This window comes from Rhizorhabdus sp. GW822-FHT03C02 (genome assembly GCF_058801765.1).
Genome location: NZ_JBXANN010000019.1, coordinates 65,463 through 82,275, shown reverse-complemented (window position 1 = coordinate 82,275; position 16,813 = coordinate 65,463). Strand labels below are relative to the sequence as shown.

The 16,813-nt window shown below is 67.5% G+C and carries 16 protein-coding genes and 1 tRNA gene; 8 read left to right on the top strand and 9 right to left on the bottom strand.

The genetic code is table 11. The annotated features are described in order from the left end of the window. Positions 1 to 150: 150 nt before the first annotated feature. Both AC1RM6_RS28760 and AC1RM6_RS28755 read right to left on the bottom strand, forming a co-directional pair. Positions 151 to 963 carry a TauD/TfdA dioxygenase family protein gene (locus AC1RM6_RS28760; protein ID WP_493107793.1) on the bottom strand — a complete coding sequence of 271 codons (813 nt, stop codon included), beginning with the start codon at positions 961 to 963 and terminating at the stop codon, positions 151 to 153. Positions 964 to 1,084: 121 nt separating this feature from the next. Further along, entirely contained in the window at positions 1,085 to 3,265 is a 2,181-nt protein-coding gene (locus tag AC1RM6_RS28755; RefSeq protein WP_493107791.1) for a penicillin acylase family protein, read from the bottom strand. A gap of 52 nt (positions 3,266 to 3,317) precedes the next feature. Between AC1RM6_RS28755 and AC1RM6_RS28750 the strand changes: the two genes are divergently transcribed. From AC1RM6_RS28750 to AC1RM6_RS28735, 4 genes are all read left to right on the top strand, one after another. Continuing rightward, on the top strand, positions 3,318 to 4,568 hold the full coding sequence (locus AC1RM6_RS28750; protein WP_493107789.1) for a metal-dependent hydrolase family protein: 1,251 nt from the start codon (positions 3,318 to 3,320) through the stop codon (positions 4,566 to 4,568). A 52-nt stretch (positions 4,569 to 4,620) separates the two neighbouring features. Then, a complete protein-coding gene (locus AC1RM6_RS28745; RefSeq protein WP_493107788.1) occupies positions 4,621 to 5,130 on the top strand; it encodes a hypothetical protein in 510 nt (169 codons plus the stop codon). A gap of 113 nt (positions 5,131 to 5,243) precedes the next feature. Next, the gene (locus AC1RM6_RS28740; RefSeq protein WP_493107786.1) at positions 5,244 to 6,038 is read left to right on the top strand and encodes a hypothetical protein; all 795 of its coding nucleotides are present in this window, start codon (positions 5,244 to 5,246) and stop codon (positions 6,036 to 6,038) included. Positions 6,039 to 6,081: 43 nt separating this feature from the next. Beyond that, positions 6,082 to 6,561, top strand: a complete 480-nt coding sequence (locus tag AC1RM6_RS28735; protein ID WP_493107784.1) for a hypothetical protein — start codon at positions 6,082 to 6,084, stop codon at positions 6,559 to 6,561. A 140-nt stretch (positions 6,562 to 6,701) separates the two neighbouring features. On the opposite strand, the gene AC1RM6_RS28730 is transcribed toward AC1RM6_RS28735, so the two are convergent. Both AC1RM6_RS28730 and AC1RM6_RS28725 read right to left on the bottom strand, forming a co-directional pair. Continuing rightward, positions 6,702 to 9,320 carry a M1 family metallopeptidase gene (locus AC1RM6_RS28730; RefSeq protein WP_493107782.1) on the bottom strand — a complete coding sequence of 873 codons (2,619 nt, stop codon included), beginning with the start codon at positions 9,318 to 9,320 and terminating at the stop codon, positions 6,702 to 6,704. 101 nt (positions 9,321 to 9,421) lie between these two features. Then, entirely contained in the window at positions 9,422 to 9,802 is a 381-nt protein-coding gene (locus AC1RM6_RS28725; protein ID WP_493107780.1) for a hypothetical protein, read from the bottom strand. Positions 9,803 to 10,087: 285 nt separating this feature from the next. Here AC1RM6_RS28725 and AC1RM6_RS28720 point away from each other — a divergent pair, with 285 nt between their 5' ends. Next, on the top strand, positions 10,088 to 11,218 hold the full coding sequence (locus AC1RM6_RS28720; protein ID WP_493107778.1) for an aspartyl/asparaginyl beta-hydroxylase domain-containing protein: 1,131 nt from the start codon (positions 10,088 to 10,090) through the stop codon (positions 11,216 to 11,218). Positions 11,219 to 11,251: 33 nt separating this feature from the next. On the opposite strand, the gene AC1RM6_RS28715 is transcribed toward AC1RM6_RS28720, so the two are convergent. The 4 genes from AC1RM6_RS28715 to AC1RM6_RS28700 all read right to left on the bottom strand — a co-directional run bounded on the left by AC1RM6_RS28715 (position 11,252) and on the right by AC1RM6_RS28700 (position 13,892). Beyond that, a tRNA-Thr gene (locus AC1RM6_RS28715) sits at positions 11,252 to 11,327 on the bottom strand. A gap of 29 nt (positions 11,328 to 11,356) precedes the next feature. After that, positions 11,357 to 12,235 (bottom strand): hypothetical protein, encoded by an 879-nt coding sequence (locus tag AC1RM6_RS28710; protein ID WP_493107776.1) that lies wholly within the window; start codon positions 12,233 to 12,235, stop codon positions 11,357 to 11,359. Then, positions 12,232 to 12,573, bottom strand: a complete 342-nt coding sequence (locus tag AC1RM6_RS28705; RefSeq protein WP_493107774.1) for an MmcQ/YjbR family DNA-binding protein — start codon at positions 12,571 to 12,573, stop codon at positions 12,232 to 12,234. The genes AC1RM6_RS28710 and AC1RM6_RS28705 overlap by 4 nt, the downstream gene beginning before the upstream one ends. After that, on the bottom strand, positions 12,570 to 13,892 hold the full coding sequence (locus AC1RM6_RS28700; RefSeq protein WP_493107772.1) for a replication-associated recombination protein A: 1,323 nt from the start codon (positions 13,890 to 13,892) through the stop codon (positions 12,570 to 12,572). Before AC1RM6_RS28700 ends, AC1RM6_RS28705 begins: the two co-directional genes overlap by 4 nt. Before the next feature lie 183 nt (positions 13,893 to 14,075). Here AC1RM6_RS28700 and AC1RM6_RS28695 point away from each other — a divergent pair, with 183 nt between their 5' ends. Together AC1RM6_RS28695 and AC1RM6_RS28690 are read left to right on the top strand one after the other, a co-directional pair. Then, the gene (locus tag AC1RM6_RS28695) at positions 14,076 to 14,642 is read left to right on the top strand and encodes a PadR family transcriptional regulator (RefSeq protein ID WP_493107770.1); all 567 of its coding nucleotides are present in this window, start codon (positions 14,076 to 14,078) and stop codon (positions 14,640 to 14,642) included. A 2-nt stretch (positions 14,643 to 14,644) separates the two neighbouring features. Beyond that, the gene (locus AC1RM6_RS28690; protein WP_493107768.1) at positions 14,645 to 14,935 is read left to right on the top strand and encodes a DUF2218 domain-containing protein; all 291 of its coding nucleotides are present in this window, start codon (positions 14,645 to 14,647) and stop codon (positions 14,933 to 14,935) included. 174 nt (positions 14,936 to 15,109) lie between these two features. Here the strand turns inward: AC1RM6_RS28690 and AC1RM6_RS28685 are convergent, their stop codons facing one another. Beyond that, positions 15,110 to 16,291 carry a glycosyltransferase family 4 protein gene (locus AC1RM6_RS28685; RefSeq protein WP_493107765.1) on the bottom strand — a complete coding sequence of 394 codons (1,182 nt, stop codon included), beginning with the start codon at positions 16,289 to 16,291 and terminating at the stop codon, positions 15,110 to 15,112. A gap of 90 nt (positions 16,292 to 16,381) precedes the next feature. On the opposite strand from AC1RM6_RS28685, the gene AC1RM6_RS28680 reads away from it, so the two are divergent. Beyond that, positions 16,382 to 16,783, top strand: a complete 402-nt coding sequence (locus tag AC1RM6_RS28680) for a low affinity iron permease family protein (protein WP_493107763.1) — start codon at positions 16,382 to 16,384, stop codon at positions 16,781 to 16,783. The last annotated feature ends 30 nt before the right edge of the window (positions 16,784 to 16,813 follow it).

Here is a 16,813-nt window from a genome sequence, read left to right as displayed (position 1 = left end):
GGCCTCCTCGTTTGAGATCTCGACAACCTCATTCTGGCACATTGCGATGCCGTCGGGGGCCGTCCACCCCAACACGTTCCACCACCGATGCGTGTCTCGCCTACGCTCGACACGAACGGGACAAGCGGGCGAGCGTTTCGCCTCAGCCCTTCACATAATCGCCTCTTCGCCGACCAGCGTCGTCCGGTGCATCATCCGGCCGCTGTCGGCGGGATAGGCCTCGACCCGGTGGAGCACGCCGGTATTGTCCCACATCACCACGTCGCCGACCGTCCATTCATGGCGGTAGACGAATTTCGGCTGGGTCGCCCACGCCATCAGCTCGTCGATCAGCGCGCGACCCTCGGCCATCGCCATCCCCTCGACATGCGACGCACTCGATCCGAGCAGCAGCGACTTGCGCCCCGACCGGTGGGTCCACACCAGCGGATGGACCTTGTCGGGGAAGCGCGCCCAGGCCGCCTTCTGTTCGGCGCTCGGATTCGGAAAGACGTCGCGCTGGGTCGCCTCCATCCTGTGGACGACGCGCAAGCCCTCCAGCGCGGCCTTGCGGTCCTCGGGCAGGTCGTCCCAGGCGGCATAGGTGTTGGCGAATTCGGTCTGGCCGCCGACCGGCGAGATCCGCCGCGCGCTGAGGATCGATGCCAGCGTCGGCACATCATCGCCGAACCCGTCGAAATGCCACATCACCGTGCCGCGCAGATAATCGGCCATCGGATTCTCGTCGGTGTCGAGGGTCACCTTGAAGATGCCCTTCTCGCCCTGCTCGATCACCCCGCCGAGCGTGCGTGCGAAAACCAGCTGCTGCTCGTCGCTGAGGTCGATCGCCGGGATGACCAGCGCGCCGCGCTGTTCGAGCAGTTCGCGAATATCCTTGGCATGGGCGCCGGCCATCAGCGTCGCGGGATCGGAGTCGATCGCGGTCCCGATTCGCGGCGTGAGATTCCGTACGGCAAAGCTCATCATCATCTCCTGTCGGCCATGCTTGTCGGCACACGGCCCTTCCCGGCAGACTGACAGCTGTCGCGCCGGCTGGCTTGACCTTTCGCGACGAAGGACGCGACGATCGCGACCGCCCGTCCCGCTATTCGCCCGGCCGGTAGCGCCGCGCGACATGCCCGACGAGATCGTCCGGGTAGAAATAGACCGGGCGCAGGCGGCCGGCGGCATAACGCTCGGCCTGGTCGTTGAAATGCGGCGAGGCCGGATCGCCGCTCTCGCCGCCCGCGCTCACCGCCAGCGCCTTCACCCTCGGGCCGAACTCGACCGCGGCGACGAAGCTGTTGCCGAGCGTCCCATAATAGCGCTTCGTGCCGGGATAGCGCTTCGCCCCGAACGCCGCGAGCGATCCCCATTGCGAGGCGGTGAACGGCACGGCGATGCTCGGCTTGGCGTCGTCGAAGCGCTGGACGATCGCGCCGTCGTTGCGCTGGAAGCGGTTGATCTCGCCCCACGGCACGTCGACCCGGCCGAAATCCTGGCGCAGCCGGTCGGCGGCTTCGGCGAGGGCGGCGAACTTCGCCTCGTCGTCGAGCCGGTCGGCGACATAATCCCAGGTCGACAGCCCCGCCGCCTTTGCCGCAGGCGCGGCCTTGGGCCACATCGCCTCACCCCAGAACACGCCGAGCGAGGTCGCGGTCGAATCGCGCGACCAGCGATAGTCCCACCCCCTGAAGATCGCGATCGCCGGCGCCAGTTCGGACCGGCGGCGGTCGGCTTCGGGCAACCGGTCATAAGCGGCGATCAGCGGCGGCACGAACCGCGCGAACGCGGTCAGATAAGGATCATAGGCTGCGGCGATCATCGTCTCGGGGGTGAAATCGCTGCGCGCGCCGAGCACCATCTGCGCATGCGGCCCGCGCGGATTCTCGCCGGCCTGGTCCATATAGCGCGGAAAGGCGAACCGCTTCGGGCTGTCGGCGCCCGCCGCGGTCCACGGCCAGTTGTTGGTATTGAACGTCCAGCCATTTTTGGGATCGAGCACGCTCGGGAGGCTCGCGAGGCTGTGCAGCCCCTTCCAGTCGGTCGCCGGATCGCTGCCGTCGACCGGCTTGCGATAGTCGAAGCGATTGTCGCGGATCGGCACGAACTGCGGATGAAGATAGGCGATCTCGCCCTTGCTGTCGGCGAACAAGGTGTCGTTCGACGAATTGGCCTTGCGCATCGCGACGTCGAGGAAGCTCTTGAGGTCGCTGGTCTTGGTGCGCAGGAAGCTCTGCTCGAGCGCGGGCACCGGCCTGTTCATCAGCGCGAAGGCGATCCATTTGCCGTCGGCCTCGCGCACGATCGGGCCATGATGGGTGGCGAACGTCGTGAAACTGCGCTCGGCGAGCGTGCCGTCCTGGGCGCGGTAGCGCAGCACGATCGGCTTGATCGTCACCGGCCGCAGCGCGGCGCCATAGCGATAGCCGAGCGCTCCGTCGGCCGCCTTCTCGATCGTCTCGGCGAACTCGTCGACATTGTCGACCCCGCTCGACGTGTGCATCCAGCCGGCTTTGGCGTTGAAGCCCTGATAGATGAAGAACTGCCCCCAGGTCGCGGCGCCATAGGCGTCGAGCCCCTCGTCGCTCTGCACCTGCAGTTCGGATCGGAAGAAGAAGCTGGTGTGCGGGTTGATCATCAACAACGCATGGCCGTCGCGCGTGTGCGACGGCGCGATCGCGAAGCCGTTCGATCCCTGCGGCTCGCGATAGGCGATGCCCTTCTCGGCATCGGTCATCGCCAGCTGCTTCCGGCCGTAAAAGGCCTCGAGCTGGGTCAGCGGCACCCGCTCGATATCGCCGCCGATGCTGCCCTCGGTGAAGCTCAGCGCCATCCATGGCTCGAACCGGGTCAGCACCCGCGGATGCACCTGGGGATGGGTGGCGAGATAATAGTTCAGCCCCGCCGCCCAGGCGGTCATCAGCTTCTGCAGCCACAGCGGGCTCTTCGCATAATCGGCCTTGAGCACCGCCGGATCGACGAACAGCCGCTGGCGCAGGTCCTGCCAGATCGCGCTCTCGCCCTCCGCCTCGGCGAGCCGGCCGAGATTGACGAGATAGTTGGTCTCGATCCGGTTGAAGTCGTCCTCGGCCTGGGCATAGATCATCCCGAACACCGCATCGGCGTCGGTCCTGCCCTTCACATGCGCGATGCCCCAGTCGTCGCGGGTGATCGTCACCCGTGCGGCCTGCGCCTTCCACGCGCCGATATCGGGTTTGGCCAGCGCGGGCGACGCGACCAGCGAGAGGGCGATGAGGCTGGCGCGGGCGGCGGATTTCTGCATGGTTGCGAGGCTATGCGGCGCAGGGGAGCACCGCAAGATCGAAGGGATTTTCATGCGTCTGTTCCTGGTCGTCCTGCTGCTGATCATGCCGTCGCTCGCCACCGCCGAAACCGCCTGGCTGCTCAAGCCCGCCCGGGTCTTCGACGGCATCGATCCCAGGCCGCATCCCGGCTGGATGGTGCTGGTGCGCGGGGAGAAGATCGTCGCGGTCGGCCCCGATCTCGAGGCTGGCGACGCGACCGTCGTCGATCTCCCCGGCAAGACGCTGCTGCCCGGCTTGATCGAGGGCCATTCGCACCTCTTCCTCCACCCCTATAACGAGACGGTCTGGGACGATCAGGTCCTCCACGAGCCGCTTGCTTTGCGCACCGCGCGGGCGACGGTCGCGGCGAAGGCGACGCTGATGGCGGGCTTCACCACCGTGCGCGATCTCGGCACCGAGGGGGCGGGCTATGCCGATGTCGGGCTCAAGCAGGCGATCGAACAGGGCATCGTCCCCGGCCCGCGCATGCTGGTGGCGACCCGCGCGCTGGTCGCGACCGGGGCCTATGGCCCCAAAGGCTATGAACCGGGCGTCGTCGTGCCCCAGGGCGCCGAGGAGGCCGACGGCCCCGATCTGGTGCGCGCGGTCCGCGGCCAGATCGCGGCGGGCGCCGACGTCGTCAAACTCTATGCCGATTATCGCTGGCGCCCCGGCGAACCGAGCCGCCCGACCTTCACCCAAGCCGAGATGACCGCCGCGGTCGAGGCCGCGCACAGCGCCGGCCGGCTGGTCGCCGCCCATTCGAGCACCCAGGAAGGGATGCGCCGCGCGATCCTCGCCGGGGTCGACACGATCGAACATGGCTATGACGGCACCCCCGAGATCTTCAAGCTGATGCACGATCGCGGCACCGGCTATTGCCCGACCCTCGCCGCCTCCGACGCCACCGCTCATTATCGCGGCTGGACCGGCGCCGAGCCCGCGCCCGCACCGGTGCTCAAGGCCCGCGCCGCCCTCGGCCTCGCCCGCGCCGCGGGGGTGAAGATCTGCGTCGGCGGCGATGTCGGGGTCTATGCCCATGGCACCAACGCCCGCGAGATGGTGCTGCTCGCCGCCGCCGGCATGCCCGCCGCCGAGGTGCTGCGCGCCGCCACATCGGGCAATGCCGCGATGTTCGGGATCGGCGACCGGCTCGGCGCGGTGAAGCCCGGCCTGCTCGCCGATCTCGTCGCCGTCGACGGCGACCCGGTGACCGACATTGCCGCGATCTGGAAGGTCGGCTTCGTCATGAAGGGCGGGGCGATCTACAAGCAGCCCTGATCGTCGAAGCCGGAGACTGGCAGGGCGATCGGGCGCGCTCTAATATGCGCGAATGCTGCTCTCCTTTGCCCTTCTGGTCACGTCCCTCGCGTCATGCCCCGTGCAACAGGCCGAATATCGGTTGCGTGACGATCCCGACGTCATCGCCCGTTTCTACCCGATCCCCGCGCAGCAAGACTGGCGGGTCGGCCTCGCCTTGCGGGTGCGGGTGGCCAGGACAGGCAGGTCATACTGGTTTCTCCCCTGGCAAGGCGGCACCGACGGCAAAACCAATCTTGCCTGGGTGCGCGAGCGTAATTCGCCATTCGATATCCAGAGCATCCGTCAGGACATGGAATTCTTCACCACCGATGCCCGGTACGAATTCAACGCCGATATTCCGAAGGCCGGCGGGATAGCGCCGATGCACATGTTCATCCCGTCGCTCACCGACGTTGCATGGCATTCGACACTCGACGGCGAGCGGGATCATATTCCAAGATCCTTCTTCGATCTGGCGGGATGCGAACCGCGGGCGGATCCCAAGGCCGCCCCGCAGATCGAATTTCCTGCGATCCCCTGAAACGGCGTCGCCGTGCCGCAGCGGCCGATCGTTCCAGCCTGCGGTCGGGATAGACGATTCGATTATTTCGCGATCCGCGCGGCTCGGGCATCCCATGCGGCAGGAGGTGTCCCATGTCGCTTGCCGCTGTCTCGACCCGCGCCGATCTCGGCCTGTCCGCCAACCTTGCGCCATCGCGCTCGAGCGTCGCGCCCGAAGGCAGTAGCGAACTCGCCCAGCTTCAGGCCCGCGCCGAGGCGGGCTTCAGCCTGAGCCCGGTCGAGGCCGGCACGCTGGCGCGGCTGATGGACGAAGCTGGCGCGGGCCTCCCCCAGGCGGCGAACGACGATGCCAAGGACGACGGGGGGCTCAAGACCGTCGATGATTTCACCGTCACCGGCGCGAGCAAGCAGGACATCGCCGACCTGAAAGAGACCCTGGCCTATCTCCAGCAGACCGATGCCCAGGGTGATCCGGTCTCGCAGACCGCGACCGACCTGCTCGCCGATCTGCCCGAAGGGTCCGAGATCCACATCGTCCATGATGGCGGCGACCAATATGACCCGAGCACCGGGGTGATCGACTGGGATCCGCGATCGGGCCTGACCGTCACCAGCGGCGAAGGCACCCAGTCGGCGGCGCTCGGCCTGATCCACGAGATCGATCATGAGGTGCACGGCCTCGACGATCCGCGCCCGACCGGCGACGGCTACGACAACACAGAAGAGAAGCGCGTCATCACCGGCTCGGAAACCACGATCGCCCACGACCTGCGCGAACCGACCCGGGCCGACCATTATGGCGAGACCAAGGTGATGGACTCGTCGATCGCGCACACCGAGGTCGAACATCAGGCTACGGTCGCGCCCGCCAAGGCGGAACCTTCGATCGTCGAGCGCGTCCTCGATTTCTTCCGGAACCTGTTCTGATCGCGACGGTCGGCGCGGCGGCCGGAACGACCGGGGTCGGGCGATGCGCATCTCAGGGCTGACGGGTGCGGGCAGGGCGACGATCGCGTTGATCGCCGCCGGCGGTCTCGCTTATGGCGTCGCTGCCTGTGCCGGGCCGAAAGGAACCCCGATGGACAATCCCCTGTCGCGCTGCGAGATCCGCTCGGCGACCCTGCATCTGGTCGGCGAGCAGGTGGCGACCCGCGCCGCGATCACCGCCGAGACGATCGAGCGGCACGCTCCCCCGATCGCGATCGCGCCGGGCGACAAGCGCCTCGCCACGCTGACCGGCCTGCTCCACGGACTCGCCCTCGAACCGTCCGACCTGCCGCGCTTCGACCTGCGCCTGCTGGTGAAGATCGACTGCGTCGGCGGCGCCCGCCATATCCTCGCCGGCTCGCGCACCTGGCCCGATGGCCGGCTCGACCTCGGCATCGACGGGACCGCAGCCAGCACCCATAGCCCGCTGCGCAAGGCGCTCGAGGCGCTGGTCGAGGGCTGAACCTCTCCTCCCTCGTCATCCCGCCCCCGGATCGGGCTTTGCTCCGTCCGAGGGCCGGAATGACGAAATCGGGGCTGACTCGCAAACTTGGCGCTTACGAGTCTTCGCTGGGATGGCACCGCAGTGGGAAATGATCGCCCCTATTTCCCTGCGAACATCCCCGCCAGATCGGCGCTCCGCGCCTTCAGCAGCAGTCCGCACGACCGTACCTGTTCGACGCTGCGATCGAGCGCGAGCGCACCGCGCTTATAGGCGTCGACCTTCGGCCGGATCGCCGTCTCGATCTCGGCGGCCTTCTCGACCGAGCAGAAGCGCGAAGGCATGTTCGGCAGGCTCGAGGCGACGAAGATGCCACTGTCCTTGACCAGCTTGTCGTAATTGGCCTTGATCCAGTCGAACGCCAGGTCGCGGGTCGCGGGCTCGACCGTCATCATCCGCAGCAGGTCGAGCCGGTCGTTGTTGCGCAGGCGCTTATCGCCCAGCTGCGCGATCAGCCAGCGTCCGGTCGCGACATCGCCGGTGTCGCCCAGCGCGCCGATGCCGGCATCGCGGAACAACGGATCCTCGCTGGCGACCGCCTTCTCGTACAGCGCCTTCACCTCGGCGGTGCTGCCGGTCGCCAGATAGGCGCCCAGCGCATTGCCGAGCAGCGCCGGGTCGAGCGCCGCCTTGTCGCCGCCCAGATAGGCCCTGGCCGCACCCGCCAGCTTTGCCTGGATCGCCTTGTCATGCGCCTCGCCCGAGAGCAGGCCGACGATATTGGTGCGCAGTTGCTGGCGATCGGGATCTTCTCCGGCATAGGCGCCCGCCTTCGGGTCGAGCCCCATCGCCTTGAGCTTGGGCGCGAACACCCGGGCGATCAGCGCGCGATAGGCGGGCAGGCTCGCATCGGGGATCATCCCGCGCACCCGCAGCCCGCCCAGCCGGCCGGCGCCGTCGATCGCCGCGCCCGAATAGGGGTTGGCGGCCATCGCCACCGCCGCATCGACCAGCAGCCCGGGCGACACCTCGCCCGCGCGGAACGCGCCCCACAGGCTGTCGGTCAGCGCCAGCGCCTCGCCGGGCTCGAGCTTCGCCGCATCGGCGATCAGCGCGCGCCATTCGGGCTCGCGCATCGAGAAGCGATAATAGCCGGTGCCACCGGCATTGGGCATGATCGCGCCGGTCGCGGGGAAGCCTGGGATCAGCGCCTCGGTCTTGTCGACCAGCTCGCATTTGCGGGTCTGGTCGACCCGCACGCACAGCGGAATCGTCCAGCTCTGCGGCGCGACCGCGGTGCCGTACAGCGCATAGCGCTTCTGGGCGACGGTCAGCGTCTCGCCCTTGCGCTCAATCCGCACCACCGGCACGCCCTGCAGGTCGACGAAGCTCTTGAGCGAGGCGAGCACCCGCGGGTCATGCGCGCCTTCGGCCAGAGATGCGAAGAACTGCTCGGTGCTGGCATTGCCATAGGCATAACGGTTGAGGTGGAGCCGCACCCCGTCGCGGAACTTCTCGTCGCCCAGATAGGCGGCGATCATCGCGACGACCTGCCCGCCCTTGCCATAGGTGACCGCGTCGAACGCGCTGTCGATCTCGCCATTGGTGAGGATCGGCTGGTGGATCGGACGGCCTGCCTTGAGCGCGTCGGTGTTCATCGCGGTGAAGGCTTCGTCGATCGCGCCGACCCCGATCTTCAGATCGGGCTGCCATTCATTGCCGATCCGATAGCCCATCCAGTTGGCGAAGCTCTCGTTGAGCCAGATATCGTCCCACCAGGCCGGCGAGACGAGATCGCCGAACCATTGATGCGCCAGCTCATGCGCGACGACCATCCCGAAACCCCGCTTCTGCCAGGTCGGGGCGTTCTTCTCGAGCAGGATGATGCCGTCGCCATAGGTGTCGGCGCCGGCATTCTCCATCGCCCCCTGCATCACCGGCGAAGCGATCTGATCGAGCTTGGGGAACGGGAAGGCCCGGCCGAAATATTTTTCGAGCAGGCCGACGATCGGGCCGGTGTTCTCGAGCCCATAGGCCATCTTGTCCTTGTTCGGCTGGGTCGCGACCACCCGCACCGGCAGCGGCGCCGCCCGCTCGGGGGTCGGCGCGGCGCTGCCCTCGGCGACCGCGAACGGCCCGACCATGAACGCGACCAGATAGGTCGGCAGCGGCCTTGTCGCCTCGAACCGGTGGCGGACCAGTTCGCCGATCTTCTCGGTCCCGGTCTCGGGGGCGTTGCTGACCGTGGTGAAGCCGGGCCTGGTGGTCAGCGACACTGTGAACGGGGTCTTGAACCCGGGCTCGTCGAAGCTCGGAAAGGCGGCGCGGGCATCGATCGATTCGAACTGGGTCCAGGCATACCACTGGCCGCCGACCTCGATATGATAGAGCCCCGACGCGCTGCTCCCGAATGGCGCGTCATAGTCGAACACCAGCGTCGCCTTGCCCGCCGGCAGCGGCTTGGCGAAATCGAGCCGCGCCACTCCGAGCTGGTCGACCTCGGCATATTGGGCTGCAGTCGATACCCCGCCGACAATCGCCGCCGCCTTCGCCACCTTGAGGTCGCGCCCGTGCAGATAGAGCGAGCTGGTCGCCGCCTTGAGCTCGACGTCGATCTCGACATGGCCCGAGAAGCGCGCCTGCTCGGGCACCACGGTCAGGTCGACCCGATAGGCGACCGGTTTTGCCGCATCGGGCAACTTGCCCTGCGGATAGGCTTCGGCGGCATGTAGCGCGGCCGGCGCCAGCGCGAGGGACAAAGCGACGAGGAACGAGCGCATCAGGACCACCTTCGATGGGAATTAGCTTCGATGGGAATTGGCTTCGATCGAACAAGCCGCAGGGTGTATAGCCGGCTAATACACCGCGCAAGCCGGCGTCGTCAGCGCGCCCAGAACGCGTCCGACAACAAGCTGTCCTCGAGCGCCTCGCAGCCGACCCGCGCATCCTTGCCCAGCAGGATTTGCCGCAGCCCCTTTTCATAGCGGACATTGGCCATCGTCGTCGCTTCGTGCTCGGCATCGCTGATCCGGCTGCGCGCGGCCGCGACCGCGCCATCCCGCTCGACCGCCTGCAGCAGGCGGTCGACGATCATGTCGAACCAGCGCCGGTCCCGAAAGCCGCAGTAAACCGCGGTGTCCGCCTGCGCATATTTATAGGCATAGGGCGCCAGCAGCGCCTGATAGCGCTGCTGGCCCGCCGGGGAGGCCTCGGCACCACTCGCCGCAAACAGCCCCATCGTCGCAACCACAACATATCGCATCGGCACGGCCTATCCGGTGGAAGCCCCCTCTGGTGAAAGCAAGGCATGGTAGACCCAGCGCTATCGAACGTGGAATGCCCCGTCGGCAAGGCACCGAAATCGCGGGAGAGCGCATGACGCCCGCGCGTTGCCGGAACCGGCGCCCCGGTCCGCCAGCCGGCCATCCGCAGCTCGTCGTGCCGCCGCACCGCTTCCCCGCAATGGGCTTTTATCTCAAAAGGTCAGATAGTTAAAGGACCGCACGTTGGGGTTTCAATATGGGCGACATCCGCCCCTGGAGCACCCGTGACGAGCTATGACAGCGCGCATTCCCTTCAAATCGAGGCCGGCGAGGCGATGCGATCGGGCGATCGCCTGAGAGCCGTCCGAATCCTCGAGGACATCGTCGAAAGGCGGCAGGCGGACGCCGGCGTCTTTCTGCAACTCGCGGCCGCCCGCCGCTCGGTCGCCGACCTGCCGGGCGCGCTCGCGGCCGCCGCTTCGGCGGTCGAATTGGCGCCGCGCAACCCGTTCGCGCTGTTGATGCTGGGCAGCCTGCACGATGCCGTCGGCTCGATCGACCGCGCCGTCCGTACCTATCGCGAGGCATTGCGCGCCGTGCCCGATCAGGCCCGGCTGCCCGATCCGGTGCGCGCGCAGCTCGATCGCGCCCGACGGCGCGTCGCCGAAGCCGAAAGCTGGAACCGGTCGGTGTTCCGCTGGGGCGAAGACGGCGCCCTGGCGCAGGCAAGCCGCGAGGAACGCCACCATATCGAAACCTTCCGCGACAGCATCATCCGCAACGCCGATGCGGGGCCGGAAACCGCCTCGGCCTTCATGGTCGCCGGGCTGGGCTCCCGCGCCTTCCATCCCGCCGGGGCCTTTGCCGGCGTCGATCGGCTTGCCGAGCGGAGCGACATCGTCCGCGACGAATTTCTGCGCCTCGTCGCCGCGAAGCTGCCCGACGCCATCGCGACGGCGCGCCCGGCCGACAGGATGGCCCGGGGCAAATGGTCGATGATCCCGCTGATCCGCAACGGACGGATCCACGACGATTATGCCGCTTCATGTCCCGAAACGATGCGGTTGCATCGGGCCATCGACAGCCCTGCGCTCGGATCGATCTCGCCCAGCCTCTATTTCTCGGTGCTCGAACCCCGCACGCGGATCGCCCCGCACACGGGCATCTCCAACGCCCGGCTGATCGTGCATTGGCCGCTGATCGTTCCGCCGCATAGCGGCCTGCGCGTCGGCCCCGAGACCCGCCGATGGACCATCGGCACGCCGCTCGTCTTCGACGACATGATCGAGCATGAAGCGTGGAACGACAGCGACGAGATCCGCGTCGTGCTGATCGGCGATGTCTGGAATCCCGCGCTCAGCCCGCTCGAACGCGACGCGATCGTTGCGATGATGCGCGACAAGCCGGCGGCGTGAGCGGCTGCGGCGGGGCCTGTCGAATATGGATCATGGTGCCGGCTGTCGGAATCGAACCGACGACCTTCCGCTTACAAGGCGGGTGCTCTACCAGCTGAGCTAAGCCGGCCAGCGACCATGTGGTGGCGCCTCTTTGCGTCAGGGAACGCCGAAGGTCCAGCCCTCGACGCGCGCAATCTCGCGCGTCAATCCGACCGGGTGCCACAGCGCGTCGTCGGACGCCGCCCGCGACAGCCAGGCCGCGGTCAGGATCGCGTCGGTGGCATGATCGTCATGGCGTGCCAGCGGCGGCGGCGCGGCAATGCCGAATGCACCAAGCGCCGCGGCGAGCGATGCGGCGTCGCGCATCTTCGACCGCCCCTTGCCGATGCCGGCCGCGCGCGCGGCGATGCTGGTGTAGATCTCGACGATCAGCGGGCCCTGTTCAGGCACCGGGTCGAACGGCCACACCGGCACCCGGCCGCCCAGCCGGTGGAGCAGCCGCATCCCCGTCAGGCTCGATTTGCCGACCTGCGCGGCGCCGACCAGATTGAAGCACGAGATCGCATTGCCGTGCCCGCCCGTACGGCAGGCCTGCTCGGTCACCCGCATCCGCCCCATCCCGCCTTCGAACAGATCGCCCTGCCGCCCGCCATGGCGGCGGAAATGGCGGCTGATCTCGTCATGGTCGGTGAAGGCGGTCGCGGCGAGATGCGGATCGCCATCGGACATCGTATCGATCCGCGCCCACAAGCCGCGCGCATCGGCCGGGCTGTCCGGCCAGCCCGGAAAATAGGCGCCGCGATCGCAGAAGGGCAGCGCGGTCGAAAAGTCGATGCCGACGATCAGGTCGTCCCGTTCGTCGGCGCGCGCGACCAGCCAGTCGAGGATGGCCTGGCGCGACCAGCCGCGGTCGGGCTGGAGCAGATCCGGCGCCTCGGCCCCGCCGGTGCCGATCGCCATCGCTATGCCCCTGGGCCGCTCGACCGCCTGGCCCGACCAGTCGATGCAGGCGAACCGCGCGAAGCGCCGGGTCATTTCGCCTTGCGCGGCTTGGGTCGCTTCTTGGCCAATGCACGGTCATGCGCGCGCTCGATCATCGCCCTGACCCGGTCGGGGTCGGGGCTGTCGTAGCGCACCAGCACCCCCGGCCAGCCTTCATAATGCGGGGTCTGCCAATAGGTGTCGGGATCGGTTTCCTTGAGCATGTCGACCGTGTCGAGATCGAGCATCAGGCAGAACGACCCCGCCTCGCGGCCCGGCGCGATGAAGGCATTGCCGTTCGCCTTGACCGCGGGCCCGCCATAATGGGTCGACATCTCCGATCCCGGCAGCGCCAGCGCGAAACCGGTGACGCTGTCCCAATCCAGGCTCATTCGCCCCTCCTCTCCGCCCGCAGCCGATCCCAATGGGCGATCCGCTCGGCGATCTTCGCCTCGAACCCGCGCGGCGACGGCTTGTAGAAGGTCTGCGGCCCGATCTCTTCGGGCCAATAATCGTCCCCCGAAAAAGCATCGGCGGTGTCATGGTCATAGGCATAATTCTTGCCGTAGCCGATGTCCTTCATCAGCCGGGTCGGGGCGTTGAGGATCGTCTTGGGCGGCATCAGCGACCCGGTCTCCTTGGCCGACCGGAACGCCGCCTTCTGCGCCTTGTAGGCGGCGTTCGATTTGGGCGCGGTCGCCAGATAGAGGCAGGCTTGGACGATCGCCAGCTCGCCTTCGGGCGAGCCGAGGAAATCATAGGCGTCCTTGGCGGCGAGGCACTGGACCAGCGCCTGCGGGTCGGCCAGGCCGATATCCTCCGAGGCGAAGCGCACCAGCCGGCGCAGCACGTAGAGCGGCTCCTCGCCCGCGGTCAGCATCCGCGCCATATAATAGAGCGCGGCCTGCGGATCGGATCCGCGCAGCGATTTGTGGAGCGCCGAGATCAGGTTGTAATGGCCCTCGCGGTCCTTGTCGTAGACCGCGACCCGGCGGTGGAGCAGCGCCGCCAGCGCGGCGGGATCGAGCGGCTCGGCGATCTCGATCGAAAACAACGTCTCGACCTGGTTGAGCAGGAACCGCCCGTCGCCATCGGCCGAGGCGACCAGCGCCTCGCGGGCATTGGCGGTCAATGGCAGCCCCCGCCCCTCGATCGCCTCCGCCCGGTCGAGCAGCTTGCCGAGCGCGGTCGCGTCGAGCCGGTTGAGGATCAGCACCTGTGCCCGGCTGAGCAGAGCGGCGTTGAGTTCGAACGACGGATTTTCGGTGGTGGCGCCGACCAGCACCACGGTGCCGTCCTCGACATAGGGCAGGAAACTGTCCTGCTGGGCGCGATTGAAGCGATGGATCTCGTCGACGAACAACAAGGTGCGGGTGCCGATCCGCGCATGTTCGCGCGCCTCGGCGAAGATCTTCTTGAGATCGGCGACCCCGGTGAACACCGCCGACACCGGCGCGAAGCGCAGGCCCACCGCATCGGCCAGCAGCCGCGCGATCGTCGTCTTGCCGGTGCCCGGCGGCCCCCACAGGATCAGCGACGACAGCCGCCCGGCGGCGACCATCCGGCCGATCGCCCCTTCGGGTCCGGTCAGATGCTCCTGGCCGATCACCTCGTCGAGCGCGCGCGGTCGCAGCCGCTCGGCGAGCGGTGCGCCTTCGGGCGGAGAGGTCGGGGCGCTGGCGCTCGGCGCGGTGGGAAAAAGATCGGCCATCGCCTGCGAATATAGGCGGCCCGATCGACCGCGCCCAGCACTGCGAAAAAATCTGCACGAACCCTCTTGCCAAAAATCACTCAAGATATATCTTAGAAACATCGAAACCGAATCAAAGGATATAGAATGTTTGGATTTCACAACCACAGGGGCCGTCACGGCCGGGACGGCATCGAGCATGCCATGCGCCACGCGATGCGCGGCGGCCGCCATGGCGGCATGTTCGGCGGGGGTTTCGGCCCCGGCTTCGAGGAGGGCTTCGGCGGGCGCGGCTTCGGCGGCGGTGGCCGGGGCGGGCGGCGTCGCATGTTCGACGCGAACGAGCTCAAGCTCGTCCTGCTCAAGCTGATCGGCGACCAGCCGCGTCATGGCTATGACCTGATCAAGGCGATCGAGGAACTGAGCGGCGGCGCCTATGCGCCGAGCCCCGGGGTCGTCTACCCGACCCTGACCCTGCTCGGGGACATGGGCCAGGTCGCCGAACAGGCGAGCGACGGCGCCAAGCGGCTGTTCGCGATCACCGACGCCGGTCGCGAGACCCTCGAGACCGAGACGAAGACCGTCGAGGCGCTGATCGCGCGGCTGACCGTGCTCGCCGAGCAGAGCGGGCAGGACGAAGGATCGCCGGTGCGCCGCGCGATGATCAACCTTCACACCGCGCTGCATCTGCGCAAGGGCGAACGCCAGGAACTGGCCCACGACATCGCGGCGATCCTCGACGAGGCGACCCGCAAGATCGAAAGGCTCTGACCATGATCAGCGCGACAGCGAGCGTCCCCACCACCCATGGCAGCCGCTATCTGCAGCAATTGTGCAAGCATTGGGCGCACAAGATGCCGGTCGAGTTCAACGCCGATGCGGGGAGCGTCAAGTTCCCGGGCGGCAGCATCGCGACGATGGTGGCGAAGGACGCGACCCTCGACGTCACCGTCGACGTCCCCGAGGGCGAGGATCTCGCCCGCATGCAGGAGGTCGTCGCGAAGCATCTCGACCGCTTCGCCTTCCGCGAAGCCCCGCTCACCTTCGAGTGGGTGGCGGGCTGAGCGTCATCCGTTCGCCACAAAAGCGAACGTGAGGACGGCCCGTCATTCGGAGTCAGGCCGCGGCGAAAATGGTGTCCTCCAAGACCCGGAGCGCAGCGTACTTCATGTACGTGAGCACCGGAAGCGCAGGAGGGCGCCATTTGCAGCCCGGCATGACCCGAATGGCGGGTCGTCCTAGGGCACCGGGCTCTGCCTCGGCGTCCTCACCCCCGCCGCATGTTGCCGCACGATGCGCAGATAGGCGTCGACCAGCACCTGGTTGACCGCATCCCAGCCATATTGCTCGCTGATCTTGAGCCCGGCCGCGCCCGCCGCGGCGCGGGCTTCGGGATTCTCGCAATATTTGCGCAGCGCCTCGGCGAAGGCCTGGGTGCGGCCCGGCTGGATCAGCCGGCCGCTGACCCCATCGTCGACCAGGCTCTCGCTGCCGGTCGCGCGCGCGGCGACCACCGGCAGGCTCGCCGCCATCGCTTCGAGGGTGACGTTGCCGAAGGTCTCGGTGACCGACGGGTTGAACAGCATGTCCATCGACGCGACCGCCCGGCCGAGGTCGTGCCCCTTCTGGAAACCGGCGAACACCGCCTGGGGCAGTCGCTTCTCGAACCATTCGCGCGCCGGCCCCTGGCCGACCACCAGCACCTTGTGGCGCACCCCGCGCCGTTCGAGATGGTCGATCGTGTCGGCGAAGATATCGAGCCCCTTCTCCATCACCAGCCGGCCGACGAAGCCGATCACCGGATCGTCGTCGGCGATGCCGAATTCGCGGCGCCAGGCCAGGTCGCGATGGTCGGGGGTGAACAGCTCGCGGTCGATCCCGCGCGACCAGATGCCGACATCATAGCTCATCCGCTGGTCGCGCAGCAGCTGCGCCATCGATTCGGACGGCGCGAAGATCGCGTCGCAGCGGCGATAGAAGCGCCGCAGCAGCGCCTCGATCAGCGGTTCGAGAAAGGCGAGGCCATAATAGCGGAAATAGGTCTCGAACCGCGTGTGCACCGACGCCACCACCGGCAGCTTGCGGCGCAGCGCGAAGGTGACCGCGCTATGCCCCAATATCTCGGGGCTCGCGACATGGAGGATGTTCGGCTGGAAGCGCTCGATATCGCGCTTGATCTTGCCCGGAATCGCGACCGGAAACCGATATTCGGCGCGGCCGGGCACCGGCAGCGACGGCACGCTCACCAGGTCGCCGGTCGGCGGAAAGGCCGGGGTCGCGGTGGTCGGCGAATAGACCCGCACCGCCGCCCCCTGGCGCAGCAGATAGCCGACCAGGCGGTTGAGCGCCTGGTTCGCGCCGTCGCGCACATAATTATAATTGCCGGTGAACAGCGCGATGCGAAGGTCGGAGGTCTGCATCGGGCGCACTTAGCGTCCCGGGATCGAAAACGCCAATTGGAACGGCCGGCGAAACGGATGGTTGTCGGCATGACCTCTCAGGGGATTATGATGGACAAGCTCTTCACCCGCCTCGCCAACATCCTCTCGAGCGCGGTCGGCCAGCCGCTCGCCTTCATCCTCGCGCTCGGCTTCATCATCGTCTGGGCGGTGAGCGGGCCGCTGTTCGGTTTCTCCGACACCTGGCAGCTGGTCGTGAACACCTCGACGACGATCATCACCTTCCTGATGGTGTTCCTGATCCAGAACGCCCAGAATCGCGATGCCGCGGCGATGCAGTCGAAGCTCGACGAACTGATCCGTGCGCTCGAAGGCGCGCGCAGCCAGTTCATCGGCATCGAGCATATGACCGAGAAGGAGCTCGAGAAGATCCGCGCCGACCTCGAAAAGGAATGCAGCGAGGAGGACAAGGCCAGCCACGAGACTGTCGGGCGGCTGCTCGGGCGGCTTTAGGCTCACCACACAGTCCGTTGGGATTGGCCC

Bases quoted from the DNA above. Each gene is read 5' to 3' on its own strand.
- AC1RM6_RS28705 (WP_493107774.1), bottom strand. From the start codon at position 12,573: ATGAGCCTGGATTGGGACAGCGTCACCGGTTTCGCGCTGGCGCTGCCG.
- AC1RM6_RS28700 (WP_493107772.1), bottom strand. From the start codon at position 13,892: ATGGCCGATCTTTTTCCCACCGCGCCGAGCGCCAGCGCCCCGACCTCT.
- AC1RM6_RS28710 (WP_493107776.1), bottom strand. From the start codon at position 12,235: ATGACCCGGCGCTTCGCGCGGTTCGCCTGCATCGACTGGTCGGGCCAG.
- AC1RM6_RS28735 (WP_493107784.1), top strand. From the start codon at position 6,082: ATGCGCATCTCAGGGCTGACGGGTGCGGGCAGGGCGACGATCGCGTTG.
- AC1RM6_RS28680 (WP_493107763.1), top strand. From the start codon at position 16,382: ATGGACAAGCTCTTCACCCGCCTCGCCAACATCCTCTCGAGCGCGGTC.
- AC1RM6_RS28730 (WP_493107782.1), bottom strand. From the start codon at position 9,320: ATGCGCTCGTTCCTCGTCGCTTTGTCCCTCGCGCTGGCGCCGGCCGCG.
- AC1RM6_RS28740 (WP_493107786.1), top strand. From the start codon at position 5,244: ATGTCGCTTGCCGCTGTCTCGACCCGCGCCGATCTCGGCCTGTCCGCC.
- AC1RM6_RS28760 (WP_493107793.1), bottom strand. From the start codon at position 963: ATGAGCTTTGCCGTACGGAATCTCACGCCGCGAATCGGGACCGCGATC.
- AC1RM6_RS28685 (WP_493107765.1), bottom strand. From the start codon at position 16,291: ATGCAGACCTCCGACCTTCGCATCGCGCTGTTCACCGGCAATTATAAT.
- AC1RM6_RS28745 (WP_493107788.1), top strand. From the start codon at position 4,621: ATGCTGCTCTCCTTTGCCCTTCTGGTCACGTCCCTCGCGTCATGCCCC.
- AC1RM6_RS28725 (WP_493107780.1), bottom strand. From the start codon at position 9,802: ATGCGATATGTTGTGGTTGCGACGATGGGGCTGTTTGCGGCGAGTGGT.
- AC1RM6_RS28750 (WP_493107789.1), top strand. From the start codon at position 3,318: ATGCGTCTGTTCCTGGTCGTCCTGCTGCTGATCATGCCGTCGCTCGCC.
- AC1RM6_RS28755 (WP_493107791.1), bottom strand. From the start codon at position 3,265: ATGCAGAAATCCGCCGCCCGCGCCAGCCTCATCGCCCTCTCGCTGGTC.
- AC1RM6_RS28695 (WP_493107770.1), top strand. From the start codon at position 14,076: ATGCGCCACGCGATGCGCGGCGGCCGCCATGGCGGCATGTTCGGCGGG.
- AC1RM6_RS28690 (WP_493107768.1), top strand. From the start codon at position 14,645: ATGATCAGCGCGACAGCGAGCGTCCCCACCACCCATGGCAGCCGCTAT.